Genomic DNA, 26,372 nt, shown 5'->3' on the forward strand with positions numbered 1-26,372 from the left:
AGCTCGCTCAAGGACGTCTCGGGAAGGACTGGTGACATGGCTGCGCTGAAACTCGCGATCGGCAACAAGAACTACTCGTCATGGTCGATGCGGCCCTGGCTGGCGCTCCGCGCCAACGACATCCCGTTCGTGGAGACGCTCATCCCGCTCTACACCGACAATCCCGCGGACAAGGAGCAGATCCTGTCCTTCAGCCGCGCCGGCAAGGTGCCGGTGCTGGTCGACGGCGACATCACGGTGTGGGATTCGCTTGCCATCATCGAATACATCGCCGAGCGCTACCCGGAAGTGAGGCTGTGGCCCGACGATGTCGCCGCGCGCGCGCATGCCCGTTCGGTGTGCGCCGAGATGCATTCCGGCTTCGCTGCTCTGCGCAACGAATGCGGCATGAACCTGCATCGGCCGATCCGCCCCGTGGCGCTGTCGGCGGACGCCAAGGCCAACATCGCGCGCATCGAGGAGATCTGGCGCGAGTGCCGCACCCGCTATGGCGCGAAGGGGCCGTTCCTGTTCGGCCGCTTCGGCGCGGCGGACGCCATGTACGCGCCGGTCGTGCACCGCTTCCGCACCTATGCGATCGAGGTGGCGCCGGACACCAAGGCCTACATGGAGACGATGATGGCGTTGCCGGCATTCCAGGAATGGACGCGCGACGGGCTGGCCGAAACGCTTCTCATCGCCAAGTTCGAGGACGCCTGATCGCAGGTCTGGATCGCAGGTCTGGCCGGGCCGCTGGCGGCCTGGCAGCCGGCGGCCCTTAAGGCCGGCAATGGGCGAAGGCCGTGGGACCCGGGAGCTGCGACACAGCCTGCGACATGCCGGCAGAACGGGCGGCTCCAATGGTATCATCGGCCCGCTGGCTGTCCCGTTATCATTTTGAAATGGCTGCAAAATTTGAGCGCTTGCCATGCTGGCATGGCGCTGGCCAAAACGGCAGGACGCATGCTATACAACCGCCCGGGTTTCCGGCCGGCCATCGCAGTGGGACACTGGGCGAGGCAGGCGCTGTTTGAGTAATGGAGAGGGTGTTGAAGCACAAATTTCCCGTGGGATCGCGCGTCCTGTTCACGGCCAGCAACGTCGCGCGCCCCGCTGCCAGCGGTTCGTACGAGATCATCCGTCTGCTGCCGACCGAAGGCGACGACTGCCAGTACCGGATCAAGAGCTCGACCGAAGCCTTTGAGCGCGTCGCCAAGGAAAGTCAGCTCGCGCTCACCTGAAGGCTGACCGCACCCGCGCATTCGTGCCATCAGGGATTTGTGTCCTGCCGCCGTCAAAAGGCCCGCTTCACCTTCGCAAGGTGGGCGGGGGCAGTTGCCGACTCGCGGTGCTCGCTTGACCATCCGCTCTTTGCTCGCGTGAGGGGACGTCGCGCATGAACTGGGCATGGGCCACTTCGCTCGACCAAATCTGGCGTTCGCCGGCCTTGCCGATGTGGATGACGCTGGCGGCTGTCGGATTCTTCGGATTGATCCTCCTGATCACGCTGCCGCGCGCCGACAGATCGGTCGCCAATGGGGCGCTGACCGTCATTACGCTGCTGTCCATCGCGATCGCCGGGGCAGCCACCGTGCGCGTCTATGGACCGGACGCGCAGTCCGCTCCAGCCGAAGCGCGCGCGCAAGGTGCCGTGATGGCGAGCCTGCCGGCGCTGTCCTGTCTCGACGATCTCGCCGGCGATGCCGTCGCCGCTGGCTGCGAGAAGGCGCTGTTCGGCGCGCCTGACGCAGCGGCTGCGGCCGTCTCCTATACGGCCGCCAGGATCGACCGGCTGACCGCGCTCGGCGACGCCGCCACGGTCGAGAAGAGCCTGACACTCGACATGAAGGTGCTGCGCAAGTCGCTCGAGCGTGATCGCTACGGCCTTGTCGCGCATGTGCTGATCGTGCGCGACGGCTGCACGCAGTTCGATTGCGCCGCGTTCCGCTCGCTGACCGACCAGCAGCAGATCGCCGCCAACATGGACTCCCATCTCTACGACACGCTGGTCGCGCGCTATGCGCCGACCTGGAACACGCCCGCAACAGCGCCGGCGATGCCGGCCACTGCTGCGCTTGCCGGGCTGCCGCCGTCGGTGCCGACCGGCAAGCCCACCAATGCCGAGTTCCCGAGCGCTTCGTCGACGCCGCCGGTGAGCATCATGAATCCGGAGCCGCCCACTGCGGCGACGCGCCAGGCGGCGCCGGCCGCAAATGCGGCACCGCGTGCGCCGGCCGCGACCTCGGCACAGGCCGCAGCGCCTGCGGCACCGGCCGCCAAGAAACCGCCGCCGGCTCCAAAGGCTGCGCGTGCTCCCGCTGCACCGGTTCCGCTTGCGCCTCCGCCGGCGTCGACGGCTGCTCCCGCGGCTGCGGATAACGAGTAGATCGGCATTCCAAATGCGTGGCTGCCCGGCTAATGCTTGGGCATGCCACTCCATCTGATCAAGCTCGCCGTCGGCTGCGACTCCGTCAAGGAATTGAAGGAGTGGGTGGCCGAACGGATGCAGACCGCCAAGAAGAAGGGTCTGCCGCAACATCACATCCACATCACCCGCATGGTGCCCAAGCGCGACGCCGAAATCCTCGCCGGCGGTTCGCTCTATTGGGTGATCAAGGGCGAGATTGCCGCGCGCGAAAAGATCATCGGCATCGAGCCGTTCCGCGACAAGGACGGCATCGGGCGCTGCCGGATCGTGATGCAGCCGAAGGTGATCTCGGTCTCGCCGCGGCCGATGCGCCCGTTCCAGGGCTGGCGCTATCTGGCCGACGATTCCGTGCCGGCCGATCTCGGCAAGTCCGCGGCCGGCTCGATTGCGGCGATGCCGGAGCCGATGCGGCGCGAGCTGCGTGACCTCGGACTGCTCTAAACAGCCATATTGTCGATCAGCCGGGTGGTGCCGAGCTTGGCCGCGACCAGGATCCGCAGGGGGCCGTCCTTGCGCGAGGTGACCGGTGCCAGCGTCTCGGCATGGCGGACCTCGTAATAGTCGAGCACCAGGCCGGCCGCCTTGATCATCTCCGCACCGCCGGCCATCGCCGGCGCGATCGAATCGCCGGCACGGATGCGCCCGGCGCTCTCCTTCATGGCGCGGTAGAGGACAATGGCGGTCTGGCGTTCCTCGGGCGAGAGGTAGACGTTGCGCGAGGACATCGCGAGCCCGTCGCGCTCGCGCACGGTGCGGGAGCCGATGACCTTGACGCCGAGGTCGAGGTCGCGCGCCATCTGCGTCACCACCCGCAACTGCTGAAAGTCCTTTTCGCCGAAGATCGCAAAATCCGGCCGGCACTGCGTGAACAGCTTGCCGACGACGGTGGCGACCCCGCCGAAGAAGTGCGGGCGGAAGCGGTCCTCGAGGCCGGCCAGCGCCGGCCCTTCCGGCACGATGCGGGTGGCAAAGCCCTCCGGATACATGGCCTCGACGCCCGGGTGCCAGACGATGTCGACGTCCTCGGCGGCGAGCTTGGCGATGTCGGCCTTCCAGGTGCGCGGATAGGCGCCAAAATCCTCGGTCGGGGCGAACTGAGTCGGGTTGACGAAGATCGACACCACGACGCGGCTGGCGCGGCGCTTGGCGAGGCGAACCAGCGACACATGCCCGTCATGGAGGGCCCCCATGGTCGGGACCAGTGCGATCGTGGCCTTTCGCTTGCGGAGATTGTCGACGGCGCGTCGCAGGGCGGGGACCGTGCGGGCGATCAATGGGCTTGCTGACATCAGGACTCGACGGATTGGGAAGCGGCGCAGGTGAGCGCGTAGCGCGCCCGACCGGCTAACCTTAACAAGCGGCGATCGTGGACGCCATGCATCCGGATGCGGCACAGCATCCCGCGCAAGGTGGCGCAGGACGTCGCGACATTGTGGGCTGGACACAGACGCAGCACGGCGCCGCGATTCATGATGAAGCAGGGCGCGCTGCGATTTGCATTATCTGTCACGCATTTCACTTGACCGCAGAGACGGCCAACTCGAAGATATTCGTTAGGGGTGTTGAGGATCGCTATGCTTGTGCAGGCTAGCCAAGGCCAATCCGGCGCGGCGCATGTCGTCGTGCTCGGCAACGAGAAGGGCGGCTCCGGCAAATCGACCACCGCCTTGCACATTGCCATTGCGCTTCTGAAGGCCGGCCAGCGGGTCGCCACCGTCGACCTCGACTGCCGCCAGCAGAGTTTCACCCGCTATATCGACAACCGCGCCGCCTGGGCCCGCCGCACCAAGCTCGACCTCGAGCTGCCGGTGCATCGCTGCATCAAGCTCGGCGAGACCATGCAGATCGCCGAGAACGAGAATTCCGAGTTCCAGCAGTTCATGGAGGCGGTCTCGGCGGTCGAGAGCAGCTTCGACTTCATCGTGATCGATACGCCCGGCACCGACAGCTATCTGATGCGGCTTGCCCATTCGATGGCCGACACCCTGGTGACACCGATCAACGACAGCTTTCTCGATTTCGACGTGCTCGGCACCGTCGATCCCGCGAGCTACGCGGTGACGGGCGAGAGCCACTATGCCGAGATGGTGCGCGACGTCAGACGCAAGCGCCGCCAGCTCGACGGCGCGACCACGGACTGGATCGTCGTGCGCAACCGCCTCTCCATGCTCGGCTCCCGCAACAAGCAGCTGGTCGCCGAGGGGTTGAAGGATCTGTCGCTGCGGCTCGGCTTCCGCTACGTCGATGGCTTCGCCGAACGCGTCGTCTACCGCGAATTTTTTCCGCGCGGCCTGACCGCACTCGACGAGATCGATGAGGCCACGCTCGGCATGCGGCCCAATCTCGGCCATCTCACCGCGCGGGAGGAGGTGACGAGCCTGCTCCGCCAGCTCAAGCTGCCGCTCGACGAGCGCGGCCGTCGCCGTGCGGCCAACCGGGCGGAGTGGTTCAGCCAAGTCGACAAGCCACTCGAGGTCCACGACATCCTCGGCGCCTGACGTCGCGGTATAGCGCTACTTCCAGCCGAACCGGGCGACTACTTGGCGCGGGAACCCGGCCCGCGCCCGGCGCGTTTTCATCCTACGTCCACTGCGAAATCGAACCCGATCGAGACCGGTTGCGTCGAATAGTAACCTGCACCCAGACGTAGCGGTATGAGGATGGGGTGCTTACGAAACGTGTGCGACGCACAATGAAAGGGCTGCCGGCTTACAATATTTAGCCTTCCTGTCACGCTCCTGTGACATATATTAGGGAATAGGCGACAAGGGGCCGAAGAGCCCCGGAAGAACACGATTTTCAACAGGGATTCAGGCTGCTAACGCCTGAGGCTGAGGACGAAAATGAAGCGTGGAATTGCCGTTCTTGTTTCGGTCAGTGCTCTCTGCGGCGTCGCCTATTTCACGGCGAGCAAGTGGGCGATCAAGCATGAGACCGTCACCTTCTATGATGCCTCGCGCGACAACCGTCCGGTGCCCGTCCATATCGCGGTGCGCCGTGACAAGGAAATGCAGGCCAATGCCGGCATGATCACGCTGCCGGTCGCCGTGATCAACCACGGCAACACCGTCAAGAACACCGAGTACGGCTTCCTCGCCAACATCTTCGCTGCCCGCGGCTACATGGTCGTGAGCCCGCAGCATGACTTGCCGACCGATCCTCCGATGGTGACCAAGCCCGGCGAGCTCTATGTCGGCCGGCTGCCGCAGATCCTGCGCGGCGTCGCCAACATCCATCTCGCCATGCAGGAGATGAAGAAGGTTCAGCCCAACGCCGACTACGACAAGGTGACGATGGTCGGCCACTCCATGGGCGGCGACATCACCATGTATTTCGCCAAACAGTATCCGGATGAGGTCAAGAAAGTCGTCACGCTCGACAATCTGCGCGTGCCCTTCGTCACCGCCGGCAAGTTCAAGATCCTGTCGTTCCGCTCCACCGATCCGCAGTTCAAGGCCGATGCGGGCGTGATCCCGACGGACGAGGAGTGCGAGAAGGCCGGCATCCAGGTCGTGAAGACCGAATTCCAGCACAACGACATGCGCGACACCGGCCCGGACGTGGCCAAGAACTCGATCCAGGGCATGCTCGACAAGTTCCTGAGCGCGACGGACAGCGAGGTGGCGCCGGTCGACACGCAGTCGTCCCCGCCCAAGATCCTCGAGCCCGGTCCGGTTGCCCTGATGGGGCCCGCCAAGGGCTGACGGCTTTAGCTGACGGCTTTCTGAAAGTCCGATACCGATCTTCAAAGCCTCCGCCGGCCTCCGCCCGCGGAGGCTTTACACATTGACCGGACCGCACGCGCTGACCACATTATCTGCTCATGCAAGGTGAAGAGCAGGGATGTCGGGCGAACCTATCAAACCGCGCGGTCGCGATGCCGTCTCGGCGCAAGCAGACGGCGCGCTGCCGAAAGCGAGGACCTCGACCTCGGAGGACATCGCCGCCTTCGTTGCCAGGGCGCGGGCACTGTCACCGCATGCACCGGGCGCGAAGGGACGGCTGATCTTTGCGCTGGATGCGACGATGAGCCGGCAGCCGACCTGGGACATGGCCTGCGCGCTCCAGGCCGACATGTTTCGCGAGACCGCGGCGCTCGGCAGTCTCGACATCCGGCTGGTCTACTATCGCGGCCTCAACGAGTGCCGCGCGACGGGTTGGATCTCCGACAGCGCCAAGCTGGCGGCGCTGATGAGCAAGATCGATTGCCGCGGCGGCGATACCCAGATCGGCAAGGTGCTGAGCGAGGCCCGGCGCGAGGCGGTCGCATCCGGCGTGCGGGCCGTGGTCTTCGTCGGCGATGCCATGGAGGAAGAAATCGACGAGCTCTGCGCCAAGGCCGGCGAGCTCGGCATGCTCAAGGTGCCCGTGTTCGTGTTTCAGGAAGGCCATGACGCGGTCGCCGAGCGGGCCTTCCGCGAGATCGCGCGCCTGACTGGCGGTGCCTGGTGCAGGTTCGATCCCGGTGCGGCGGCGCAGCTGCGCGAGCTGTTGCGGGCGGCTGCGGCCTATGCCGCCGGCGGACGCGAAGCGTTGTTGAAGCTGGCTGGAAGCGTGAGCGGGGCGGCGAAGCTGATCAGCCAGATGAAGTAGCGACCAGGCCGGCGCGAGTTGCGGCGGTGGACGCCATGCTTTTTGACAAGAGGACGACTATATTCCGGCCATGACCCTGATCGCCGGCGTTGTCGCCGTTATCACGCTTTACCTGCTGCTCCAGATGTTCCGCTCCGCCAATCCGGCGGTGCTGGCGCGCACCATCAAGTTCGGCGGCGGCGTGCTGGCGCTGGCGGTCGCGGCCTTCACGGGCCTGCGCGGCGAGCTGGCGGTGGCAATCCCGCTCGGAATTTTTGGCGCCGGGCTGCTCGGCTGGACGCCATTGGCGAATGCCGGCTTCGGCAACATCGGCGGACTGTTCGGCGGTGGTGCGACGCGCCCGTCTGGGCAGGCCTCGCGGGTGCGCTCGCAATTCCTGGACATGCGGCTCGACCACGACTCCGGCCAGCTTTCAGGCCAGATCGTCGCGGGACCTCACGCCGGGCGCAGTCTCGACCAGTTCGATCTCGCTGGCCTGCTGGCGATGGTCCCGACGTTCGACGCCGAGAGCGTGGCCTTACTTGAAAGCTATCTGGACCGCCGGTTTCCCGCTTGGCGTCAAAACGCGCAGGGCGATGCGGCAGGGCGGCAGCGTCGCACGGCGGCGAGCAGCAAAATGACGGCGGAGGAAGCCTATCAGATCCTTGGCCTGCAGCCGGGGGCGGGGCGCGACGACATCAGCCGGGCGCACAAGTCCCTGATGAAGAAACTCCATCCCGACCAGGGGGGCTCGACGTATCTCGCTGCCCGGGTAAACGAGGCCAAGGATACTCTGCTTCGCACGCATAACGGCTAACTCCGGCACCACGCTACAAACGCCCGTACCGCGTGAGCTCTGTTTGCTCTGTCTGCCGCCGCCCGCCTTGTCGGCGTGGTCGATCCCTTGAGTAAAGTTTTAACCGTAAATCCTTGACGAGAGGTTGTCGTGCAACGGCCTTGTCGTGAACAGCCTCGGCATCACCGCATCTCCAAAACGAAAATGCCCGCGCAAGGCGCGGGCATTTGGCCTGCAACGGAGATGGAGATCAGTTGCGAACGGTGATGCAGGAGATCTCGGCACGCTTCAAGGTGCGGCAGACTGCTTCGGCCTGGTCGCGCTCGAGCCCGGCGAAGCGGGCGCGGTAGAGCTTGCGATTGTCCTTGGCGACAACAGGCTCGGTGAATGGGTCAGCCTTGCTGAGCAGGCCGCGGGCCGAGTTGCGGGCGGCGTCGATGCGCTGCTGAGCTTCGTTCTCGCTCTCGAGCGCGCCGACCTGGACGATCCAGCCGCTGTGGGTGACGACCGGCTTGGTGGTGGCGCTCATCTGGATCGGCTGCGGCGCCGGATCGGCGGACGCGAGCTTCGGAGCGGCGGGAGCGGGCGCAGCGGCGGTTGCGGCGGGCAGCACCCCGAGGATGCCGTTGCCGGTGCCGAAGCCGGCCGGCTGCCGCGGCAGTTCGGTGCGGGCAATCTCGGCCTTCGGCGCTTCCGGCTGACTCGCCGCCTCCGGCTTGTTGACGAGATCCGCCCTGGCGACGACGGCGCCGGAGGTTTCCGCGACCTCGGAACGGGGCGGGATGGTGCTGGTGACCGGCGGCGCGACCTGGACGCCAACCTGGGCCGGGGCGGCGGAGGCGACCTTCACGGCGCCGGCCTTGACCTGAACCGTCTTGACCCGAACCGGCTTCATCGGCTCGGACGAGCCGGGGATGATGGAGAGCGGCTGGCTCGAGATCACGCCATTGGTGAGCGGTGCAGGCTCGACCTTGGACTCCGTCGGCCGAACTTCGGGCTTGTTGGCATCAGATCGGTGCTGAGCCGGCGGCATCGCGGCAGTCGCGGCGGCCAGCGTCGACAGACGCGCGGCAAGGCGCGACGGGGCAGCCTCGGGAGCAGGAGCCGCGCCGGCCTGGACCTGCGGGGCGGAGCGGGGAGCATCCGACGCATCGGCGACGTTGGTATTGGCCTCGGCGCCGTTGCGCTCCGTGACCGCGGCGACAGTGTGGACGGTCGCACCCTTCTCGAGGTTCTCCGCGAGCAGGTTGCGCATGATGGCGTCGCGCGAGCCGCCGCTGCGGCCGCCGAGCACAACGCCGATCAGGTGGCGGTTGCCGCGGCGCATCGAGGTGACGAGGTTGAAGCCGGAGGCGCGGGTGTAGCCGGTCTTGATGCCATCCACGCCCTCGACGCTGCCGAGCAGGTGGTTGTGGTTGCGGATCGACTGTCCCCGCCAATTGAACGTTGAGGTCGCGAAATAGCGATAGTAGCGCGGGAAACGCTCCTGGATGGCGCGACCGAGCGTGGCCTGGTCGCGCGCGGTCGTGACCTGCTCGTCGTTGGGAAGGCCGTTGGCATTGCGGTAGACCGTCCTGGACATGCCGAGCGAGCGCGCCTTGCGCGTCATCATCTGGGCGAAGTCGTCTTCGTCTCCGGCGATCGCTTCCGCGATCACCACCGCAGCGTCGTTGGCTGAGCGGGTGACGAGGCCCTTGATCGCGTCCTCGACGCGAATGGTCTGGCCGGCACGCAGATTCAGCTTGGTCGGATCCTGATCGGCGGCGTGCTGGGACACCGGCATCTCGGTGTCGAGCTTCATCTTGCCGGATTCGAGGCGCTCGAACAGCAGATAGAGCGTCATGATCTTGGTCAACGAGGCCGGATGGCGGATCCCGTCAGGACTTGTTGCCTGCAGCACCGCGCCGGAATTGCCGTCGACGATGATGGACGCGAATTTCTGGCTGGCGCTCTCGGACACATCGCGCTGGACCCGGTGGTGCGCATGGTGTCGGCGATGGCGCCGCGCCTCGGCTGCATCGGTGGTGAAAATGACTGCGGTGGTGACCGTAAGCAGCCCGAAAACGCCAACCCGCGCCAAGCGCGAGGAAGACAAGTTTTTACGAAGCATGGAACCCCGTCCCCGTTTCTGACTTGATCACCGGCCCGTGAGGCGAAATTGTGCCCAATGGTCCGGGATCATTACCTGCTCAGGCTGTCCCTCCGCTGGTGTTGGCCGCGGGGGACGTTGGACCCGAGCCGCTGTTCTGGCTAAGGTGGTGTTCTCAAACGGCTTTTGGCCGCTCGCGGAAGTGAACACGTCCAGGGAATCAGGGTAGGGGTCCGCGGTTTCCAAAAGCTTAAGGAACCCTTGCGGGAAACCCCGGGAATCTCTGCGATTTGCATCTAGTTTTTGTGCGCCGCACAAGATTGTTGACTTTATTGTGCGTTGCACTAATTATGGGCACAGTCAGGGAGCCGGGGCTTCCCGACGCGAGCCAGGGAAAAGGATTCCGACATGTTCAAGGTTGAAGACTTTCAGAACTACGGGAAAGAGCAGTTCGAGCAGTGCGTTGCCTCCGCGACCTCGGTGCAGCACGGCCTCCAGGCGATCGCCAGCGCCTATGGCGACTATACGAAGAAGTCGTTCGAAGACACCAAGTCCTTCGTCGAGAAGCTTTCCGGCGTGAAGTCGCTGGACAAGGCCATGGAAGCGCAGACCGATTTTGCCCGTTCCAGCTATGAGACCTTCGTTGCGGAATCGCAGAAGATCGCCGGCCTCTACAGCGACCTCGCCAAGCAGGCGTTCAAGCCGGTCGAGACCATCGTGTCGAAGTTCACCCCGGCCGCGAACTGACGCGCTGCTACGCGCCTGAAAGCAAAAGCCCGGCCGAGTTGGCCGGGCTTTCATTTGCGGATGTTGATCGGATTACTTCGCGACGCGCAGCTTGGAAATCTGCGTCAGAATATTCTTGAACGCGTCCGAAGTCTGAGAGGAACTCGTTATCATTTGGAAGTTCCCGCCGGTCGCGCAATTCTCCAGTACCTGAGATTTCGCGTCGGCATTGTTGATGTTGACCTGAATCGTGAAGATCGTGACCGGGTTTGACTTGTCCGCCTTGATATTATCGCAAAGGATCGCCTGGCGGGCGTCGATGGTGGACTGGGAGTTGCTCCAGCGGTTCTGGGTATTCAAGCCGTCAGACAGCAGCACGATATAATCCTTGTAAACGTAGTTGCTGGCCTTGGCCGGTGCCGCGATCGGCGGGTTGGTCGTGCTGAGGGATTGCCAACCCCAGGCAAGACCAATGGCCTGGTTGGTATTGCCGCTCGGCGACATCGCCGTGATTTGATCCTTGAGCGTCTGCCACTGATCGCTCATCGGAAACACGGTGGCCGGAAGGCAGCCCGACCACTGCTCGGCATAGAACTGCGAGGAGGGGCTCCCGCTGCTCGAACCGGGGGCGGAGTTCTTGGTGTCATAGTCCTGATCACGGTCGTTCACGCAGCCGGTCCAGGTGTTGTGACCCGGCGCTGCCGCAGCCGTTGTCGTGGTGCCGTCACCGCGCCACAGATGGCAGATCTTGCCCGAGCCGCTCCCTGTGCAGGTGCAACTCGTGCTCGATCCGCAGCTTGCGCTCGCCCCGGTGGCGGTGGTGTAGCAGCCGTTGTAGTAGATGCCGGACTTGCCTGAGATCTTGCTGCCATTGTCTCTGCTCGGGCAGATGTACCCGGCATAGGTGCCGGTCGACGGTATCTTGCTGGTGGTGTTGGCGCCGCTCAATGTGGCCGGCCGGTCCGTGCAGACAAAGCCGTGGGTATAGTACGAAAAGGGGCAGTCCGATCCGCCCACGGCGGAGTTGAAGCTGCTGGACTTGTTGTTGACCAGGATCGGAGGCTCTGCCTCCCATTCGGTCCAATTGATCCATGAGGCACCGACGTTGGTCGTGCCGACATTGACGTCCTTTGAGAACGGGATGATCGAGATGTAAACGTCGCCCGTCTGCTTGTTGTAGTTGGACAAGGTGGTGATCATGTCCTTGGCCGCGGCTTGCATGGCCGTCATTTTGCCGTTCTGGGCCATCGATCCCGTGTTATCCAGGACCATTGCCACCCGCATGCGGGTATTTCCCCACGCCGCAGTCGAACTGCCGTTGTATCCAAGCGTCGGATAGCCCGCGATCTTCATGAAATCGGTCGGCATGGCGCCGGATCCGGTGACCACGACGTTCGACATTCCATTGGAATCCTTTGGGGTGTAGGTGGCATGGATGTCTGTGGTCGAGACCAAACCGGGGCGCCCCGTATAGAGGCCGCTAAAATAGGATTTTGCCTTGGCCTCAATTTCGGACTCCGAGATGATGCCGTTGGTGAGGTCTTTGGAGACCATCAACGCTGCGGAATCGAGCGCAGCCTGCAGCGAGGTGCGTGCGTGGACGACCCGGCTGTAGTCCAGCGCGGCGCCGACAAAACCCAGTACGGGTACCAGGGCAATGGCGAAGATCACGGCGACATTGCCTTGCTCGGCCGCTGCAAAACGGGCGAGTTGTCGACCAAGGCGGCTGACGAGGCGCAGACCAGACATGACGATCCCCGAAATCTGTGTTTTGCCCGATTTCGCGCCATGCCATTGAATGGCAGGTAAATTGGACCGTAGAAAAACGGAGCGTTTTGCGGAAAACCGTCGCAGGCGGGTTAACGGCCGGGTTCCTGGTCAACACGTTCCAAACGTGCCGGGCGGAAATTTTTGTCAAATCGCTCCGGATTGATTAACCTGATCAGGATCGCCCGGACCGGGAATCGGGACTGCTGCGACCGCATGGGCCGGATCCCCCGCGTGCTTGCGGCGGGCCGGGGGCAGGGCCATATTGCTGGCGAGCGATCCGGCTTGTGCCGGATTTGTCGGGAGCGGCGATCCAACAAGGCGGTGCGCCTGCGCCAGGCTCCGAAGGACGGGGTCGCGCGGTCACCGCCATTCGCTTCCGTGGGGAATTTGAACGCCTGTGCCATGCCGCAATTGACTTCCAGCCTCGACCTGTCCGCGCCAGCCGCTGCCGACGCTCCTCGCATGAGCAACGACGAGAACCGTTCGGGCACCCCCTCGGGTCCGAACACTTCGGTCATCACCAAGGTCAAGCCCAAGACCAAGCGGCCGAACCTGTACCGCGTGCTGATCCTGAACGACGACTACACGCCGATGGAGTTCGTCGTTCACGTGCTGGAGAAGTTCTTCAACAAGGACGTCGAAGCCGCGACCAAGATCATGCTGCACGTCCATCATCATGGCATCGGGGAGTGCGGCGTGTTCACCTACGAGATCGCCGAGACCAAGGTGACGCAGGTGATGGATTTCGCCCGCAAGCACCAGCATCCGCTGCAATGCGTGATGGAAAAGAAGTAAGACGCCTTGCGGCGTGTTTGAAGCCGGCTCTTGTGCAGCCGACAGTGTGATTGTCGCGCGACGGCTGCGCACGATGTCCGTTGCCGCCGGCAAAATGCGGAATTCTGCACCGGCGCCGATCCCGCCCAAATCGGAACGGGTTTTGCATCGAAAATACCGGCAGGTGTGTCGCCGCCGAGTCGCGGAACCGGTCTTTCGCCGCGATCTTGTATAACTATATGTGACAAAGGTTGTTGTTGCCTGACCGGGCGATGACGATCATGATGGTGGGGGCCATAGAGGACGCGAATGCCGACTTTTTCCCAAAGCCTTGAACAATCCCTGCATCGTGCGCTGGCGATCGCAAACGAGCGTCATCACCAATACGCGACGCTCGAGCATCTTTTGCTCTCCCTGATCGACGACTCCGATGCAGCCGCGGTCATGCGCGCCTGTAGCGTCGATCTCGACAAGCTCCGTACGAGCCTCGTCAACTACCTTGAGACCGAATTCGAGAATCTGGTGACGGATGGCGCCGACGATGCCAAGCCGACCGCCGGTTTCCAGCGCGTGATCCAGCGCGCGGTGATCCACGTGCAGTCGTCGGGCCGCGAAGAGGTGACCGGCGCCAACGTGCTGATCGCGATCTTCGCCGAACGCGAGAGTCATGCCGCTTACTTCCTGCAAGAGCAGGACATGACGCGCTATGACGCGGTGAACTACATCAGCCACGGCATCGCCAAGCGGCCGGGCGTCTCCGAGGCGCGGCCCGTGCGGGGCGTCGACGAGGAGACCGAGACCAAGGGCAACGAGGACGCCAAGAAGAAGGGCGAGGCGCTCGAGACCTATTGCGTCAACCTCAACAAGAAGGCGCGTGACGGCAAGATCGATCCGGTGATCGGACGCAATTCCGAGATCAACCGTGCGATCCAGGTGCTGTGCCGCCGGCAGAAGAACAATCCGCTGTTCGTGGGCGAAGCCGGCGTCGGCAAGACCGCGATCGCGGAAGGCCTCGCCAAGCGCATCGTCGACAGCGAGGTGCCGGAGGTGCTGGCGGCTGCGACCGTGTTCTCGCTCGACATGGGCACGCTGCTCGCGGGCACGCGCTATCGCGGCGACTTCGAAGAGCGCTTGAAGCAGGTGCTGAAGGAGCTCGAGGCGCATCCCAACGCCATCCTGTTCATCGACGAGATCCACACCGTGATCGGCGCGGGCGCGACGTCGGGCGGGGCGATGGACGCTTCGAACCTGCTCAAGCCGGCGCTGGCCTCAGGCACGATCCGCTGCATGGGCTCGACCACCTACAAGGAATATCGCCAGCACTTCGAGAAGGACCGCGCACTGGTGCGGCGCTTCCAGAAGATCGACATCAATGAGCCGACGGTCGAGGACGCCATCGCGATCCTCAAGGGCCTCAAGCCGTATTTCGAGGACTACCACCGGCTGAAATACACCAATGAGGCGATCGAGGCTGCGGTGCAGCTCTCCTCGCGCTATATCCACGACCGCAAGCTGCCCGACAAGGCGATCGACGTAATCGACGAGTCCGGTGCGGCGCAGATGCTGGTGGCCGAGAACAAGCGCAAGAAGACCATCGGTATCAAGGAGATCGAGACCACGATCGCCTCGATGGCGCGGATTCCGCCGAAGAGCGTGTCGAAGGACGATGCCGAGGTGCTCAAGCATCTCGAGCAGACCTTGAAGCGCACCGTGTTCGGCCAGGACAAGGCGATCGAATCGCTTGCCGCCTCGATCAAGCTCGCACGCGCGGGTCTGCGCGAGCCGGAGAAGCCGATCGGCTGCTACCTGTTCTCCGGGCCCACCGGCGTCGGCAAGACGGAAGTGGCAAAACAGCTCGCGGCGTCGCTCGGCGTCGAGCTCTTGCGCTTCGACATGTCCGAATACATGGAGCGGCACACCGTGTCGCGCCTGATCGGCGCGCCTCCCGGCTATGTCGGCTTCGATCAGGGGGGGCTGCTGACCGACGGCGTCGACCAGCATCCGCATTGCGTGGTGCTGCTCGACGAAATCGAGAAGGCGCATCCCGACCTCTACAACGTGCTGCTGCAGATCATGGATCACGGCCGGCTCACCGACCACAACGGCAAGCAGGTCAACTTCCGCAACGTGATCCTGATCATGACCACGAATGCGGGTGCTTCGGATCTCGCCAAGCAGGCGTTCGGCTTCACGCGCTCCAAGCGGGAAGGCGACGACCACGAGGCGATCAACCGGCAGTTCGCGCCGGAATTCCGCAACCGCCTCGATGCCATCGTCTCGTTCGGCCATCTCAGCGTCGAGGTGATCGGCACCGTGGTCGAGAAGTTCGTGCTGCAGCTCGAGGCGCAGCTCGGCGACCGCGACGTGACCATCGAGCTGTCCGAGCCGGCCAAGACCTGGCTGGTCCAGCACGGCTATGACGAGCAGATGGGCGCACGTCCCATGGCGCGCGTGATCCAGGAGCACATCAAGAAGCCGCTGGCCGACGAGGTGCTGTTCGGCAAGCTGAAGGGCGGCGGCCACGTTCGCGTCGTTCTGGTCAAGGACGAGGCCGACGAGACCAAGGACAAGATCGGCTTCGAGTTCGTCGAAGGCCCGGTCACGCCGAAGCAGGAGAAACTGCCCGGCGCCCGCAAGCGCCCGCCGGGCAAGTCCAACAAGCCGGGCGGCCCCGGCGGCTCGAAGGGGCCGACCTCCAAGGGCCCGCTGGTCAAGGCTTGATCGGCATGTGACGAAATCGAAAAGGCCGGCTGCGAAGCCGGCCTTTTGTTTGTTTGGCAGTTACCGGGTTCTAGCTAGGTGCCGGTGTCTGGCGGAGGCGGCGCCGGCGCTCGCGGCTTCTTTGGCGCGGGCGGTCGCGCGCTGCGGGCAGGGATGGACGGCTGCATCGTCACGATGACCGGATTGGGCTTGTGATCAGTTGCCGCGCCCGTGGCGGCGTCGACGCCCATGCCGACGACACCGCCCAGCAGGAGATTGCCGGCGAAACCGGCGGCCCCGCCGGTCTGGATGTCCCGGCTGAGCGACACGACCTGCGGCTCATAGCCTTCCTTCTGGAAGGTGATCGAGATGTCGGCGTTCCGCTTGACGACCACGGAGCAGGGCGTCGTGCAGGTGGTCGGAACGTCCATTCCGCTGACGACGGCTTCCACGCCGGATGGTGTTGATGAAATGCTGATGTTCTCGGTCGTGCCGCGCGTGACAGACGCGCAGCCGCCCAGCATGACGCTGAGCGCCGCAATTCCCACTAAACGCATGAAGTGCCCCTTGTTCCCCGCGCCAGTCAAGCGCAACCGGAGCGCGAGGGCAATAGGTCATTGGTCCGGATAGTTAAGCCGCGCAGGGGTTGTGCACGGGAACGGCAGGCACAGGAAGGTGGGCTCTGTCAGTCGCCCCGCAGGCGCTGCCCGTCCTGCACCCGGACATGTTCGGCGCCGCGCGCGCCCGCGGGTGACAGGCGCAGCATGCTGAGCAGCGCACCGCACAGGGCAAAGCCGACGCCGGCGAGCAGCGCGATCCTGGTGCCCTCCTGCGGGTAGCGGCCGAGGAACAGTGCGACCAGCGCCGCGCCGGTGGTCTGGCCGAGCAGGCGGGCGGTGCCCAGCATGCCGCTGGCCCCGCCGGAGCGCTCACGCGGGGCGGCGGCGATCATGGTGCGGTTGTTCGGCGTCTGGAACAGGCCGAAACCAAAGCCGGCGAGGGCCATGCGCCAGGCGATGTCGAATGCGCCGGGCACGTCTGGCAGCATCGCCAGCGAGGCGAGCCCGCCTGCGAACAGCAATAGGCCAATGCCGCCGAGCAAGCCGGCCGGATAGTGCTCGACGAGGCGCCCGGCAAGCGGGGCGGCGAACGCGACCGTGATCGGCCAGGGGGTGATCAGAAGGCCCATATGCACGGCCGAATAGCCGAAGCGACTTTGGAGGTAGAACGGGATCGCGACGAAGGCGAGCATCTGGGCGCAGAACGAAGCGATCGAGGTCGCGATCGACAGGGCGAAGATCGGGATGCGCAGGAGATCGACCGGCAGGAGCGGCGCTGCCGTATGCGTCTCGCGCCAGATCAGGGCGGCGCCCGCGATCGCGGCGACAGCGAATTCGATCAGGCAGGTGACGAGCGGCTCGCCATGGCCGACGCTGTCGACCGCGAAAATGCCGACGCCGAAGGTGACGGCGCTTAGGCCCGCGCTCTGCCAGTCGAACGAATGCGCCGCCAGGCGCGTGTGCGGCAGGTAGCGCGCGCCGAGCGCAACGGCGACCGCGCCGATCGGCACGTTGATCGCGAACAGCCAGGGCCAGCTTGCCACGGCCAGGATACCCGAGGCCAGCGTCGGCCCGATCGCGGCCGACACCGCCACGACGAGCGCGTTGCGCGCGATGCCGCGGCCGAGCAGCGCATGCGGATAGGTGAAGCGCACCAGCGCGGTGTTGACGCTCATGATGCCGGCCGCGCCAAAACCCTGGACGATGCGCGCGACGGTCAGCAGCGGCAGCGAGTCCGAGACGGCGCAAAGGGCAGAGGCGAGAGTGAACAGCGCAAGACCCGCCAGATAGACGCGCCGGTAGCCGACGATCTCGCCGAGCGAGGCCAGCGGCAGCAGCGAGATCGTGATGGCAAGTTGATAACCGTTGACGATCCAGATCGAGAAGGCGGGGCTCGCATCGAGGTCGGTCGCGATCGTCGGCAGCGCCACATTGGCGATGGCGCCGTCGATCACGGACATGGTAATGCCGAGCGCGATGGTGAGGATGGCCCATCGGCGCTGCGGCAGCGGCAGTCCGTCGGCCTGCTCGATGGTGACTGTCGACATTTGAGCAGCGTCTGGTTTGGCGAATCGAACTCTGCCAGGTGGCCAAGTATTGCGTGGCCAAGTATTGCGCCAACAGGGCAGGACCGCGATAGTTCCGGAACCGCCGTCACCAGCGCGCGGTCGCCTTGCCCCAGACATAGAGGGCGATGAGCCCGAGCGTCGCCACCGTCGAGAACACGATGCGGCGATCCCAGTCGATCCTCTCGCGCTCAGCCCTTCCGAGAGAGAGCATCGTGAACAGGGCCTTGATGGCAAATCGGCGCATCGGCAGCCTCGCGAGGCCGCAGGGTGCCACGGCCGGCGGAAGCGGGCTTGATGCAGCTCAAATGTCCTACACCGCCGGCGGATTGCGGTCGATGAAGGTCGTGCGCTGGTGCCAATAGGGATAGGGCAGCGTCACCTTGCTCGCGGCATCGAGTTTTGCCACCTGGTCCTTGGTCAAGGACCAGCCGACTGCGCCGAGATTTTCGCGCAGCTGGGTCTCGTTGCGCGCACCGATGATCAGCGTCGAGACGGTCGGACGCTGGAGCAGCCAGTTGAGCGCGATCTGCGAGACGCTCTTGCCCGTTTCCTTCGCGACCTCGTCGATCGCGTCGACCACACGGTAGACATGCTCGTCCGGCACGGGCGGGCCGAATTCGGCGGTCTTGGGCAGCCGGCTGACTTCCGGCTTCGGCTGACCGCGCCGGATCTTGCCGGTGAGGCGTCCCCATCCGAGCGGCGACCAGACCACGGCGCCCAGGCCCTGGTCGATGCCGAGCGGCATCAGCTCCCATTCGTAGTCGCGCCCGATCAGCGAATAGTAGGTCTGGTTGGCGACGTAGCGCGGGAAGCCGTGCTTGTCGGCGACGCCGAGCGACTTCATCAGGTGCCAGCCCGAGAAATTCGAGACGCCGACGTAGCGGATCTTGCCGGCGCGCACGAGCACGTCGAGGGTTGAGAGCACCTCCTCGGGCGGGGTGAAGGCGTCGAAGCCATGGAGCTGGAACAGGTCGATGTAGTCGGTGCCGAGCCGGCTCAGCGAACCGTCGATGGCTTTGAGCAGATGCTGCCGCGACGAGCCGATGTCGTTGGGGCCGTCGCCGAAGCGGAACGTCGCCTTGGTCGAGATCAGCACCTTGTCGCGGCGGCCCTTGATGGCTTCGCCGAGCACCCGCTCGGACTCGCCGAGCGAATAGACATTCGCGGTGTCGAACATCGACACGCCGGCCTCGAGGCAGACGTCGAGAAGGCGCCGCGCTTCGGTCGCGTCGGTCGCGCCCCAAGCCGCGAGGCGGCCGACGCCGCCGAAGGTGCCGGTGCCGAGACTCAAGGCGGGCACCATGAGGCCTGACCGGCCCAAGCGTCGGTATTCCATCGATTGGCTCCCTGGCTGGCCGCTCATCGATTGCTGCGGCTCGATGGCAAAGGATACTGCAAGCAGGCGCCGCGTCCTATCACGTGCTCACATAGCGGCCTTGCTTGGCAATGCCCTAATCGTGCAGGCGCATGTCGTTGAATGCTGCATTGGCAACGAGCGAGCCGGACGTCTTCACCAAAGATTGAGCTTCGAGCCTTGTCGCGGGCGAGGGGAGGCACGCGGATTCGCTGTCACGCGTAGCTGACTGGAATGAGGTCTCAGTGCCGCAACTGGCTCTGCCGGAAGTCGCGCGGCGACATTCCAAAATGCTCACGGAAGACCCGGCCGAAATGTGAGAGGTCGTTGAAGCCCCAGGCAAAGGCGATCTCGCTGATGTGGCGATGGGCCAGCACGGGTGAGGCGAGATCACGCCGGCATCGGGCCAGGCGTTCGGCAAGGACATGGCGCTGGAAAGAGGTGTCCTCGTCGGCAAGGAGGTCGTTGACGTAGCGCGGCGAGATGCCGAGCGCAGCCGCGGTCTCCGCCAGCGACAAATCGGGATCGGCGAGGTGCGCGCGGATGTGGGCTTTGAGCCGGTAGAGCAAGCCGGAGCGATGGGTCGAGGACGGCAGCGAGGTCTTGCCGAGCCGCTCGCTCAGCGCCATCGCAAGGAGATCGACGGCTTGCTCCGACAAGGCGGCGGCGTTGTCAGGTGCGAGCCGGTCCGCGCTCTGGCAGAGCCTGAAGATGAAGTCGTAGGCGAGCCGCTCCAGCGGGGCGTCAGTGCCGAACGAGATCGCGGTCAGCGTCTCGGTGCCGCCGAGCCGGCGCTGCAGCATCTCGCGTGGTACCTTGAAAATGGTCTGCGTAAAACTGTCGTTGAACTTCAGCTCGTACGGGCGCGTGGTGTCGTAGAGCGCGAACTCGCCGGGATGGATCACGGTCTCGCGCCCGTCCTGCACCACGCCGCCGTCGCCGCGATTGCCGAGCGCGATGAGAACAAAATCCTGATCCGAGCGCGCGATGCGCGAGGGCGTGCGGAACACATGCTGGCGGTCGGAGCAGACATCGGAGCAGACGGCATTGCCCAGTGAGGCTTGCGTCACCGAGCCATGGAAAGCGCTGCCGAGGTCGGACTTGCAGTCGAGCCCGACGAAGACGTCGCAGACGATGTCCTGCCAGAGGGCGAGCCGCCGATAGCCGGGGCTGCCGTCCGTCGTGAACTGGATTGGCATCAGGACAGCCTCCCTTTCACATCCTGCAAAACCGCGTGTTGGCGCAGATCGAGCCTGATCGGAGGCAAATTCCGTACCGGGCGATCCCTCCCAGTCGAGTTTTTGTTCCGCCGTGGTCGAGCGCCTGGCCGCCCGGCTTGGCCAGATAGACTGCATCGGACCTGGCTTCCGATCAACCGGCAATGGAGGCGGCAATGGGCATCGAACATCCAAAATACAAGGTGGCGGTGGTGCAGGCGGCGCCGGCCTGGCTCGATCTCGACGCCTCGATCGACAAGTCGATCGCGCTGATCAGGGAGGCCGCCGAGAAGGGCGCCAAGCTGATCGCCTTTCCCGAGGCCTTCATCCCCGGTTACCCCTGGCACATCTGGATGGACTCGCCGGCCTGGGCGATCGGCCGCGGCTTCGTGCAGCGCTATTTCGACAACTCGCTGTCCTATGACAGCCCGCAGGCCGAGCGCCTGCGCGACGCCGTGCGCAAGGCAAAGCTCACCGCCGTGATCGGCCTGTCCGAGCGCGACGGCGGCAGCCTTTACCTCGCGCAATGGCTGATCGGCCCTGATGGCGAGACCATCGCCAAGCGCCGCAAGCTGCGGCCGACCCATGCCGAGCGCACCGTCTATGGCGAGGGCGACGGCAGCGACCTCGCCGTGCACGCGAGGCCCGACATCGGCCGTCTCGGCGCGCTGTGCTGCTGGGAGCATCTCCAGCCGCTATCGAAATACGCGATGTACGCCCAGAACGAGCAGGTGCACGTCGCGGCCTGGCCGAGCTTCTCGCTCTACGATCCGTTCGCGCCGGCGCTCGGCGCCGAGGTCAACAACGCCGCCTCGCGCGTCTATGCGGTGGAGGGCTCATGCTTCGTGCTGGCGCCTTGTGCGACGGTGTCGCAGGCCATGATCGACGAGCTCTGCGACCGGCCCGACAAGCACGCGCTGCTGCACGCCGGCGGCGGCTTTGCCGCGATCTACGGCCCCGACGGCAGCCAGATCGGCGACAAGCTCGCACCGGACCAGGAGGGGCTATTGATCGCCGAGATCGATCTCGGCGCCATTGGCGTTGCCAAGAATGCTGCCGATCCCGCCGGCCATTATTCACGGCCCGACGTCACGCGACTGCTGCTCAACAAGAAGCGGTACCAGCGGGTCGAGCCGTTCGCGCTGCCGGTGGACACAATCGAGCCCACGGACATCGCTGCTGCCGCGAGCTGATTGCCACGATCACGGGGAGGGCATGGCTATGGAATCCGCAATTCCAGCGTATCTGGAGACCCAGCGCACGCGCCACAAGCGCGTGCCGGACGATTACCAGCCGCCATATCCGTCCTTCGTGGCGCGCTACGAGCCTGCGGTCAGCCGCATCGTGATGGCCTATTTCGGCGTGCAATATCGCGGCAGGATGCCCCTGACCGCTACGACCGCCCTGGCCGATCTCGAAGGGCGTTTCGCGATCGAAAGCGGCCCCTCGCATTGGGACCGCGCGCGCTATGTCGACCAGGCTGGCTACGAGAACGTCGTCTCCGTTGCCTATTGGGATGATCTCGCGCGCTTCGACGCCTGGTTTGCACCGGTGCGTGAGGCCTGGACCGGACAGCAGCGCGACGGCATCGGCACCTTCATCGAGGTGCTGCGTCCCGCTGTGTCGCGTCATGAGACGCTGTTCTCCTCGCCCGATCGGCCGGAGGGTGTCGCCGTCGTTGCGGAGGGCATGAGCGGCGAGGTGCAGGAGCACGCCTATTGGGGCGGGATGCGTGACCGTATCCCGCTGTCGCAGACCGATGCGATGGCGCCTGGTGGCGCGCCTGAGCTGATCTGCGACGGCGCGCGGCTGCGCGTGAAGGCTCATGACAATCTCTGCCTGATCCGCTCCGGGCAGGACTGGAGCGATACCGAGGCGTCCGAGCGAAAGCTCTATCTCGACGACGTCGAACCGGTGCTACGCGAGGGCATGGACTTTCTGCGTGATGATGGCCTCGCGATTGGCTGCTATGCCAACCGCTACATGCGGGTGCTCGCGGCCGACGGCAGCGCCAGCGAGAAGTCCTACGGTCAGAGCTGGTGGAAGAGTCTCGCCGCGCTCGAACGCTGGGCGGAGTCGCATCCGACCCACGTCAAGATCTTCGGTGCGGCTATGAAATATCTGTCGACGCTCGGGCCGTCAGCCAAGCTGCGGCTCTATCACGAGGTGACGGTGGCAGCTGCCGACGAACAGTTCTTCGAATATCTGAACTGTCACCCAAAGACGGGCATGCTGGCGGCGGTGGAGACCGTCGGCGCCTGATCGACTAGGTCATGCAATGGCCGAGCAATTCCGGATGCGCCGCGCAGATGTGATGCGCGCCGGCGTCCCTCAGCTCGGCCTCGCTGCCATAGCCGTAGAGCACGCCGATGGCGGTCATGCCGTTGGTGCGGGCGCCGACCACGTCATGGCTGCGGTCGCCGATCATGATCGCACGTTTCGGATCGACTTTGGACTCGTCGAGCGCGTAGCGGAGCAGGTCGCGCTTGTCGACGCGCGTGCCGTCGAGCTCGGAGCCGAACACGCGCTCGAAATACGGCTTCAGGCCGAAATGATCGACGATGCGGGTGGCGTAGACGGCGGGCTTGCTGGTCGCCACGAACATGCGCTGACGTGTCGCTGCAAGCGATGACAATGTGTCCGTAATTCCGCTGTAAGCCTCGTTCTCGAACAGGCCGATATCGCTGAAGCGCTCGCGATAGAGCAGCAGTGCACGGTCGGCGAGTTCATCGGTTCCGGTGAGTTTTCTGAGGCTCGCAAGCAGCGGAGGGCCGATGCACCAGGCCAGTTCGTCCTCGCTCGGCACCGAAACGCCGAGCCGTTCCAGTGCATACTGGATCGAGCGGGTGATCCCGGGCTTCGGGTTGGTCAGCGTGCCGTCGAGATCAAAAAAGATTGTCACCATCAGGCGGGACCTGTGTTGATACTGCCGTCTGTTGCTAGTTGGCTGGGGTTCCAAGTCAAGGTCCGATTTGTCCGATAGCGTCAATGCCATGCGAATAGCTCGGGTTATCGCTGTCTTGTGCCAGGCCCTCGTGCTGTCGCCGGCGCTCGCGGAGGAGACGCCGGCCCCCGCCGCGCCTCCCAATGCAGAGGAGCCTGCGAAGCCGGCGGAGAAGCCGAAAGACGCCCGCGAGAGTGACACGCGGGAGTCGATCTGCCTGATCGTGGAGGCGGCCGCGCGCGATGCCGATCTCCCGCTCGAATTCTTCGCCCGGATGATCTGGCAGGAAAGCCGCTTCCAGGTCGATGCGGTAGGTCCCATGACGCGCAGCGGCGAGCACGCACAAGGGATCGCGCAGTTCATGCCGGGCACTGCAAGCGAGCGCGGGCTGCTCAATCCGTTCAATCCGGTGCAGGCATTGCCGAAGTCGGCGGAGTTCCTGAACGAGCTGCGCAACCAATTCGGCAATCTCGGCCTCGCCGCGGCCGCCTACAATGCCGGTCCGAGGCGTGTGCAGGAATGGCTCGCCGGCACCGGGCCGATGCCGGAGCAGACCCGCAACTACGTCTACGCCATCACCGGCACGAGCGTCGACGCCTGGGCCAAGGCAGGCAACGCCGGCAAGGGACCGCCGAGCTCGCCGCCGACGAGCTGCCGCGATCTGATGGCGCTGCTCAAGCGCGCGCCAAATCCGTTCGTCGCCGAGCTCGAGCAGCATGTGGAGCTTGCCGCCGCAAAGATCTGGGGTGTGCAGCTCGCGGCCGGCTTCGACCGCAGCAGGGCGCTGGCGATGTATTCCCGGGCCGTCACGAAGCTGAGCGCCGTGATCGGTGAGCGTGATCCGAGCCTGCTCAGCTCGGTGATGCGCAGCCGCGGCACGCGCGCCTTCTACCAGGTACGCATCGGCGCCGATACCCGGGCCGAGGCTGATGATTTGTGCAGCCGCATCCGCAAGGCGGGAGGAGCGTGCTTCGTGCTGAGAAACAGGGGCGTGGCGGGGTAGGATGAGCTGTCATTCCGGGGCGCGACGAAGTCGCGAACCCGGAATCCATCGTAAGGCAATCTCTGTGGCCTGATGGATTCCGGGTTCGCGCCAACTGGCGCGCCCCGGAATGACAGCGCTGGGTGCCTCGCGCATGCCAGCCCCGTCGCGCCCTTCCTTGACGCGCGCCGCCGTCTCGCCCGTTATGCAGGCACGATTCCGCAACCTCAGCCGGCCGTTCCGTGGCGCTTCCTCCGCTCGATTCACCTCAATGGCAAAGTCCGTGGCACGCCTTTGCCTGGGGACTGCGCTCGATCACGCAGACGATCCTCACCATCGTGCTGTTCGTGACTTATCTCGGCATCGGCGCGCTCGCCCATGACACCCATTTCAGCCTGCTCTGGGCGCTCTGCTCGACGCTGTTCGTCTGGGCAGGTCCGGCGCAGATCATCCTGATCACCACGCTCGGCTCGGGCGCCACCATCATCCAGTCGGCGATCGCGGTGACCGTCAGCGCCATCCGCCTGTTTCCGATGGTGGTCTCGGTGCTGCCGCTGATGCGCACGCCGACGACGAAGCGGCGCGAGCTTATCTTCGCCGCGCATCTCACCGCCGTGACGCTGTGGGTCGAGTGTCACCGTTTCCTGCCGCAGGTGCCGCGCGAGCGGCGCATCGCCTTCGTGCATGGGCTCGGCTGCGGCCTGGTCTCGGTGTGCCTCACCGCCAATACGGTCGGCTATTTCCTCGCCGCCAACCTGACGCAGACGCTTGGCGCGGCGATCCTGCTGCTGACGCCGCTGTCGTTCCTGTTCTCGACCGCACGCAACAGCCGCGAGGTCGCCGATGTCGTGGCGCTGACGCTCGGGATTTTGCTTTATCCGCTGGCGGCGAAGATGCATTCCGGTCTCGACATCCTCGTCAGCGGCGTGGTGGCGGGCACGATCGCCTATGGGGTGCATTGGTGGCGGGAGGTGCGCGCATGAGCTTTGCGCAAGCGATCGGCGACTGGCATGCCCTCGCCGTGCTGTTCGTCGCCGGCGTCGTTCCCAACCAGATCTGGCGCATGCTGGGCCTGTGATTCGGCGGTGGCATCGACGAAGGCTCCGAGCTGCTGGTCTGGGTGAGGGCGGTCGCGACCGCGATCCTGGCCGGCGTCATCGCCCAGATCGTGGTCGAGCCGCCCGGGGCGCTGGCCACCGTGCCTGACGCTCTGCGCTATGGCGCGGTCGGTGCCGGGCTCGTCGTCTTCCTGCTGACCCGCCGCTCGATCTTTGCGGGCGTCGTGACCGGCGAGGTCTTCATGCTGGCCGGCAAGTGGTGGTTGGGCTAAAACCGCCGGCGAACAGCAAGGAATTGGACATATGGTTCGCGAACAGGAGCTCCGCGAGGGCGAGGTCGCCATCGAGCTGCCGCCGACGCAAGATGCCGGTCTCGTCTTCATCGGCCGCATCCGCACGCCCTGGACCTCGCGGCTGGAGACGCCGCGGCAGGGACGGCAGGATGGCCCGATCTGCCGCCTCGAGATCTTCGAGCCGTTCGTGCCGGCGATCAAAGGCGTCGATTTCTACAGCAATCTCGAAGTGCTGTACTGGCTCGACCAGTCGCGCCGCGACATCATCCTGCAGAGCCCGAAGAACAACGAGAAGACCCGCGGCACGTTCTCGCTGCGCTCGCCAGTGCGGCCCAACCCGATCGGGACGTCGATCGTGAAGCTGGTCGGCATTGAGGGCAATGCCATCCTGGTGCGCGGGCTCGATTGCCTCGACAACACGCCGCTGATCGACATCAAGCCCGATCGCTGCGAGTTCACCCCGCAGGCGGTACCGCAGAAGGGCGATTTCGAGACGGAGTAATCTGTCATTCCGGGGCGCGCGAAGCGTGAACCCGGAATCCATCGGCCCCAGAGATTGACG

At 65.0% G+C, this 26,372-nt stretch carries 25 protein-coding genes and 1 pseudogene; 17 read left to right on the top strand and 9 right to left on the bottom strand.

Translation table 11 applies throughout. The features are described 5' to 3' along the window. Positions 1–36: 36 nt before the first annotated feature. The 4 genes from JQ566_RS25575 to JQ566_RS25590 all read left to right on the top strand — a co-directional run bounded on the left by JQ566_RS25575 (position 37) and on the right by JQ566_RS25590 (position 2,848). Positions 37–699: a glutathione S-transferase family protein gene (locus JQ566_RS25575; protein WP_212377342.1), complete on the top strand. Its 663-nt coding sequence runs from the start codon at positions 37–39 to the stop codon at positions 697–699. Between the two features lie 317 nt (positions 700–1,016). Continuing rightward, positions 1,017–1,220 (top strand): hypothetical protein, encoded by a 204-nt coding sequence (locus JQ566_RS25580; protein WP_212377345.1) that lies wholly within the window; start codon positions 1,017–1,019, stop codon positions 1,218–1,220. Positions 1,221–1,375: 155 nt separating this feature from the next. Beyond that, positions 1,376–2,365: a hypothetical protein gene (locus tag JQ566_RS25585; RefSeq protein WP_212377350.1), complete on the top strand. Its 990-nt coding sequence runs from the start codon at positions 1,376–1,378 to the stop codon at positions 2,363–2,365. Between the two features lie 42 nt (positions 2,366–2,407). Next, positions 2,408–2,848 (top strand): DUF1489 family protein, encoded by a 441-nt coding sequence (locus JQ566_RS25590; RefSeq protein ID WP_212377353.1) that lies wholly within the window; start codon positions 2,408–2,410, stop codon positions 2,846–2,848. Here the strand turns inward: JQ566_RS25590 and panC are convergent. Then, complete coding sequence (gene panC, locus JQ566_RS25595) at positions 2,845–3,696, bottom strand: pantoate--beta-alanine ligase (protein ID WP_212377356.1); 852 nt, start codon at positions 3,694–3,696, stop codon at positions 2,845–2,847. The two genes, JQ566_RS25590 and panC, sit on opposite strands and share 4 nt — an antisense overlap. A 285-nt stretch (positions 3,697–3,981) precedes the next feature. On the opposite strand from panC, the gene JQ566_RS25600 reads away from it, so the two are divergent. The 4 genes from JQ566_RS25600 to JQ566_RS25615 all read left to right on the top strand — a co-directional run bounded on the left by JQ566_RS25600 (position 3,982) and on the right by JQ566_RS25615 (position 7,796). Further along, a complete protein-coding gene (locus tag JQ566_RS25600; RefSeq protein ID WP_212377359.1) occupies positions 3,982–4,905 on the top strand; it encodes a division plane positioning ATPase MipZ in 924 nt (307 codons plus the stop codon). Positions 4,906–5,250: 345 nt separating this feature from the next. Continuing rightward, positions 5,251–6,111 (top strand): alpha/beta fold hydrolase, encoded by an 861-nt coding sequence (locus JQ566_RS25605; protein WP_212377454.1) that lies wholly within the window; start codon positions 5,251–5,253, stop codon positions 6,109–6,111. Positions 6,112–6,250: 139 nt separating this feature from the next. After that, positions 6,251–7,000 carry a vWA domain-containing protein gene (locus JQ566_RS25610; protein ID WP_212377457.1) on the top strand — a complete coding sequence of 250 codons (750 nt, stop codon included), beginning with the start codon at positions 6,251–6,253 and terminating at the stop codon, positions 6,998–7,000. 70 nt (positions 7,001–7,070) lie between these two features. After that, positions 7,071–7,796 (top strand): DnaJ domain-containing protein, encoded by a 726-nt coding sequence (locus JQ566_RS25615; protein WP_212377460.1) that lies wholly within the window; start codon positions 7,071–7,073, stop codon positions 7,794–7,796. Positions 7,797–8,025: 229 nt separating this feature from the next. On the opposite strand, the gene JQ566_RS25620 is transcribed toward JQ566_RS25615, so the two are convergent. Further along, positions 8,026–9,885 carry a D-alanyl-D-alanine carboxypeptidase gene (locus tag JQ566_RS25620; protein WP_212377463.1) on the bottom strand — a complete coding sequence of 620 codons (1,860 nt, stop codon included), beginning with the start codon at positions 9,883–9,885 and terminating at the stop codon, positions 8,026–8,028. 387 nt (positions 9,886–10,272) lie between these two features. On the opposite strand from JQ566_RS25620, the gene JQ566_RS25625 reads away from it, so the two are divergent. Continuing rightward, positions 10,273–10,611, top strand: coding sequence for a phasin family protein (locus JQ566_RS25625; protein ID WP_212377466.1), 339 nt, complete (start codon positions 10,273–10,275; stop codon positions 10,609–10,611). A gap of 72 nt (positions 10,612–10,683) precedes the next feature. Here JQ566_RS25625 and JQ566_RS25630 read toward each other — a convergent pair whose 3' ends face one another. After that, on the bottom strand, positions 10,684–12,339 hold the full coding sequence (locus JQ566_RS25630) for a TadE/TadG family type IV pilus assembly protein (protein WP_212377469.1): 1,656 nt from the start codon (positions 12,337–12,339) through the stop codon (positions 10,684–10,686). Between the two features lie 483 nt (positions 12,340–12,822). On the opposite strand from JQ566_RS25630, the gene clpS reads away from it, so the two are divergent. Next, entirely contained in the window at positions 12,823–13,155 is a 333-nt protein-coding gene (gene clpS / locus JQ566_RS25635; RefSeq protein WP_212377472.1) for an ATP-dependent Clp protease adapter ClpS, read from the top strand. 288 nt (positions 13,156–13,443) lie between these two features. Continuing rightward, positions 13,444–15,855, top strand: coding sequence for an ATP-dependent Clp protease ATP-binding subunit ClpA (gene clpA / locus JQ566_RS25640; protein WP_212377475.1), 2,412 nt, complete (start codon positions 13,444–13,446; stop codon positions 15,853–15,855). Positions 15,856–15,929: 74 nt separating this feature from the next. Here the strand turns inward: clpA and JQ566_RS25645 are convergent, their stop codons facing one another. The 5 genes from JQ566_RS25645 to JQ566_RS25665 form a co-directional block, all read right to left on the bottom strand. After that, positions 15,930–16,391 carry a PEGA domain-containing protein gene (locus tag JQ566_RS25645; RefSeq protein ID WP_212377478.1) on the bottom strand — a complete coding sequence of 154 codons (462 nt, stop codon included), beginning with the start codon at positions 16,389–16,391 and terminating at the stop codon, positions 15,930–15,932. 128 nt (positions 16,392–16,519) lie between these two features. Continuing rightward, positions 16,520–17,941, bottom strand: coding sequence for an MFS transporter (locus tag JQ566_RS25650; protein WP_212377481.1), 1,422 nt, complete (start codon positions 17,939–17,941; stop codon positions 16,520–16,522). Between the two features lie 106 nt (positions 17,942–18,047). Beyond that, on the bottom strand, positions 18,048–18,206 hold the full coding sequence (locus JQ566_RS25655) for a hypothetical protein (protein WP_212377484.1): 159 nt from the start codon (positions 18,204–18,206) through the stop codon (positions 18,048–18,050). Between the two features lie 66 nt (positions 18,207–18,272). Next, on the bottom strand, positions 18,273–19,298 hold the full coding sequence (locus tag JQ566_RS25660) for an aldo/keto reductase (RefSeq protein WP_212377487.1): 1,026 nt from the start codon (positions 19,296–19,298) through the stop codon (positions 18,273–18,275). A gap of 260 nt (positions 19,299–19,558) precedes the next feature. Next, entirely contained in the window at positions 19,559–20,515 is a 957-nt protein-coding gene (locus JQ566_RS25665) for an AraC-like ligand-binding domain-containing protein (protein ID WP_212377490.1), read from the bottom strand. A gap of 194 nt (positions 20,516–20,709) precedes the next feature. Here JQ566_RS25665 and JQ566_RS25670 point away from each other — a divergent pair, with 194 nt between their 5' ends. Further along, complete coding sequence (locus JQ566_RS25670; RefSeq protein ID WP_212377493.1) at positions 20,710–21,726, top strand: carbon-nitrogen hydrolase family protein; 1,017 nt, start codon at positions 20,710–20,712, stop codon at positions 21,724–21,726. Positions 21,727–21,754: 28 nt separating this feature from the next. Continuing rightward, complete coding sequence (locus JQ566_RS25675; protein WP_212377584.1) at positions 21,755–22,795, top strand: phenylacetaldoxime dehydratase family protein; 1,041 nt, start codon at positions 21,755–21,757, stop codon at positions 22,793–22,795. 4 nt (positions 22,796–22,799) lie between these two features. Here the strand turns inward: JQ566_RS25675 and JQ566_RS25680 are convergent, their stop codons facing one another. After that, positions 22,800–23,438 carry an HAD family hydrolase gene (locus JQ566_RS25680; RefSeq protein WP_212377496.1) on the bottom strand — a complete coding sequence of 213 codons (639 nt, stop codon included), beginning with the start codon at positions 23,436–23,438 and terminating at the stop codon, positions 22,800–22,802. Positions 23,439–23,526: 88 nt separating this feature from the next. Here JQ566_RS25680 and JQ566_RS25685 point away from each other — a divergent pair, with 88 nt between their 5' ends. The 4 genes and pseudogenes from JQ566_RS25685 to tsaA all read left to right on the top strand — a co-directional run bounded on the left by JQ566_RS25685 (position 23,527) and on the right by tsaA (position 26,312). Beyond that, positions 23,527–24,480: a transglycosylase SLT domain-containing protein gene (locus JQ566_RS25685; RefSeq protein WP_212377499.1), complete on the top strand. Its 954-nt coding sequence runs from the start codon at positions 23,527–23,529 to the stop codon at positions 24,478–24,480. Positions 24,481–24,701: 221 nt separating this feature from the next. Continuing rightward, positions 24,702–25,442: an AzlC family ABC transporter permease gene (locus JQ566_RS25690; protein WP_212377502.1), complete on the top strand. Its 741-nt coding sequence runs from the start codon at positions 24,702–24,704 to the stop codon at positions 25,440–25,442. Beyond that, positions 25,439–25,789 (top strand): annotated as a pseudogene (locus tag JQ566_RS25695) (AzlD domain-containing protein). Before JQ566_RS25690 ends, JQ566_RS25695 begins: the two are co-directional and overlap by 4 nt. A gap of 31 nt (positions 25,790–25,820) precedes the next feature. Continuing rightward, complete coding sequence (gene tsaA, locus JQ566_RS25700; protein ID WP_212377505.1) at positions 25,821–26,312, top strand: tRNA (N6-threonylcarbamoyladenosine(37)-N6)-methyltransferase TrmO; 492 nt, start codon at positions 25,821–25,823, stop codon at positions 26,310–26,312. The last annotated feature ends 60 nt before the right edge of the window (positions 26,313–26,372 follow it).

This window comes from Bradyrhizobium sp. SZCCT0231, from assembly GCF_018130245.1.
GTDB lineage: Bacteria > Pseudomonadota > Alphaproteobacteria > Rhizobiales > Xanthobacteraceae > Bradyrhizobium > Bradyrhizobium japonicum_F.

What these genes read in the sequence shown, in the direction of transcription:
- JQ566_RS25575 (WP_212377342.1), top strand. Translation starts at nt 37, where the DNA reads ATGGCTGCGCTGAAACTCGCGATCGGCAACAAGAACTACTCGTCATGG.
- JQ566_RS25580 (WP_212377345.1), top strand. Translation starts at nt 1,017, where the DNA reads ATGGAGAGGGTGTTGAAGCACAAATTTCCCGTGGGATCGCGCGTCCTG.
- JQ566_RS25585 (WP_212377350.1), top strand. Translation starts at nt 1,376, where the DNA reads ATGAACTGGGCATGGGCCACTTCGCTCGACCAAATCTGGCGTTCGCCG.
- JQ566_RS25590 (WP_212377353.1), top strand. Translation starts at nt 2,408, where the DNA reads ATGCCACTCCATCTGATCAAGCTCGCCGTCGGCTGCGACTCCGTCAAG.
- panC (WP_212377356.1), bottom strand. Translation starts at nt 3,696, where the DNA reads ATGTCAGCAAGCCCATTGATCGCCCGCACGGTCCCCGCCCTGCGACGC.
- JQ566_RS25600 (WP_212377359.1), top strand. Translation starts at nt 3,982, where the DNA reads ATGCTTGTGCAGGCTAGCCAAGGCCAATCCGGCGCGGCGCATGTCGTC.
- JQ566_RS25605 (WP_212377454.1), top strand. Translation starts at nt 5,251, where the DNA reads ATGAAGCGTGGAATTGCCGTTCTTGTTTCGGTCAGTGCTCTCTGCGGC.
- JQ566_RS25610 (WP_212377457.1), top strand. Translation starts at nt 6,251, where the DNA reads ATGTCGGGCGAACCTATCAAACCGCGCGGTCGCGATGCCGTCTCGGCG.
- JQ566_RS25615 (WP_212377460.1), top strand. Translation starts at nt 7,071, where the DNA reads ATGACCCTGATCGCCGGCGTTGTCGCCGTTATCACGCTTTACCTGCTG.
- JQ566_RS25620 (WP_212377463.1), bottom strand. Translation starts at nt 9,885, where the DNA reads ATGCTTCGTAAAAACTTGTCTTCCTCGCGCTTGGCGCGGGTTGGCGTT.
- JQ566_RS25625 (WP_212377466.1), top strand. Translation starts at nt 10,273, where the DNA reads ATGTTCAAGGTTGAAGACTTTCAGAACTACGGGAAAGAGCAGTTCGAG.
- JQ566_RS25630 (WP_212377469.1), bottom strand. Translation starts at nt 12,339, where the DNA reads ATGTCTGGTCTGCGCCTCGTCAGCCGCCTTGGTCGACAACTCGCCCGT.
- clpS (WP_212377472.1), top strand. Translation starts at nt 12,823, where the DNA reads ATGAGCAACGACGAGAACCGTTCGGGCACCCCCTCGGGTCCGAACACT.
- clpA (WP_212377475.1), top strand. Translation starts at nt 13,444, where the DNA reads ATGCCGACTTTTTCCCAAAGCCTTGAACAATCCCTGCATCGTGCGCTG.
- JQ566_RS25645 (WP_212377478.1), bottom strand. Translation starts at nt 16,391, where the DNA reads ATGCGTTTAGTGGGAATTGCGGCGCTCAGCGTCATGCTGGGCGGCTGC.
- JQ566_RS25650 (WP_212377481.1), bottom strand. Translation starts at nt 17,941, where the DNA reads ATGTCGACAGTCACCATCGAGCAGGCCGACGGACTGCCGCTGCCGCAG.
- JQ566_RS25655 (WP_212377484.1), bottom strand. Translation starts at nt 18,206, where the DNA reads ATGCGCCGATTTGCCATCAAGGCCCTGTTCACGATGCTCTCTCTCGGA.
- JQ566_RS25660 (WP_212377487.1), bottom strand. Translation starts at nt 19,298, where the DNA reads ATGGAATACCGACGCTTGGGCCGGTCAGGCCTCATGGTGCCCGCCTTG.
- JQ566_RS25665 (WP_212377490.1), bottom strand. Translation starts at nt 20,515, where the DNA reads ATGCCAATCCAGTTCACGACGGACGGCAGCCCCGGCTATCGGCGGCTC.
- JQ566_RS25670 (WP_212377493.1), top strand. Translation starts at nt 20,710, where the DNA reads ATGGGCATCGAACATCCAAAATACAAGGTGGCGGTGGTGCAGGCGGCG.
- JQ566_RS25675 (WP_212377584.1), top strand. Translation starts at nt 21,755, where the DNA reads ATGGAATCCGCAATTCCAGCGTATCTGGAGACCCAGCGCACGCGCCAC.
- JQ566_RS25680 (WP_212377496.1), bottom strand. Translation starts at nt 23,438, where the DNA reads ATGGTGACAATCTTTTTTGATCTCGACGGCACGCTGACCAACCCGAAG.
- JQ566_RS25685 (WP_212377499.1), top strand. Translation starts at nt 23,527, where the DNA reads ATGCGAATAGCTCGGGTTATCGCTGTCTTGTGCCAGGCCCTCGTGCTG.
- tsaA (WP_212377505.1), top strand. Translation starts at nt 25,821, where the DNA reads ATGGTTCGCGAACAGGAGCTCCGCGAGGGCGAGGTCGCCATCGAGCTG.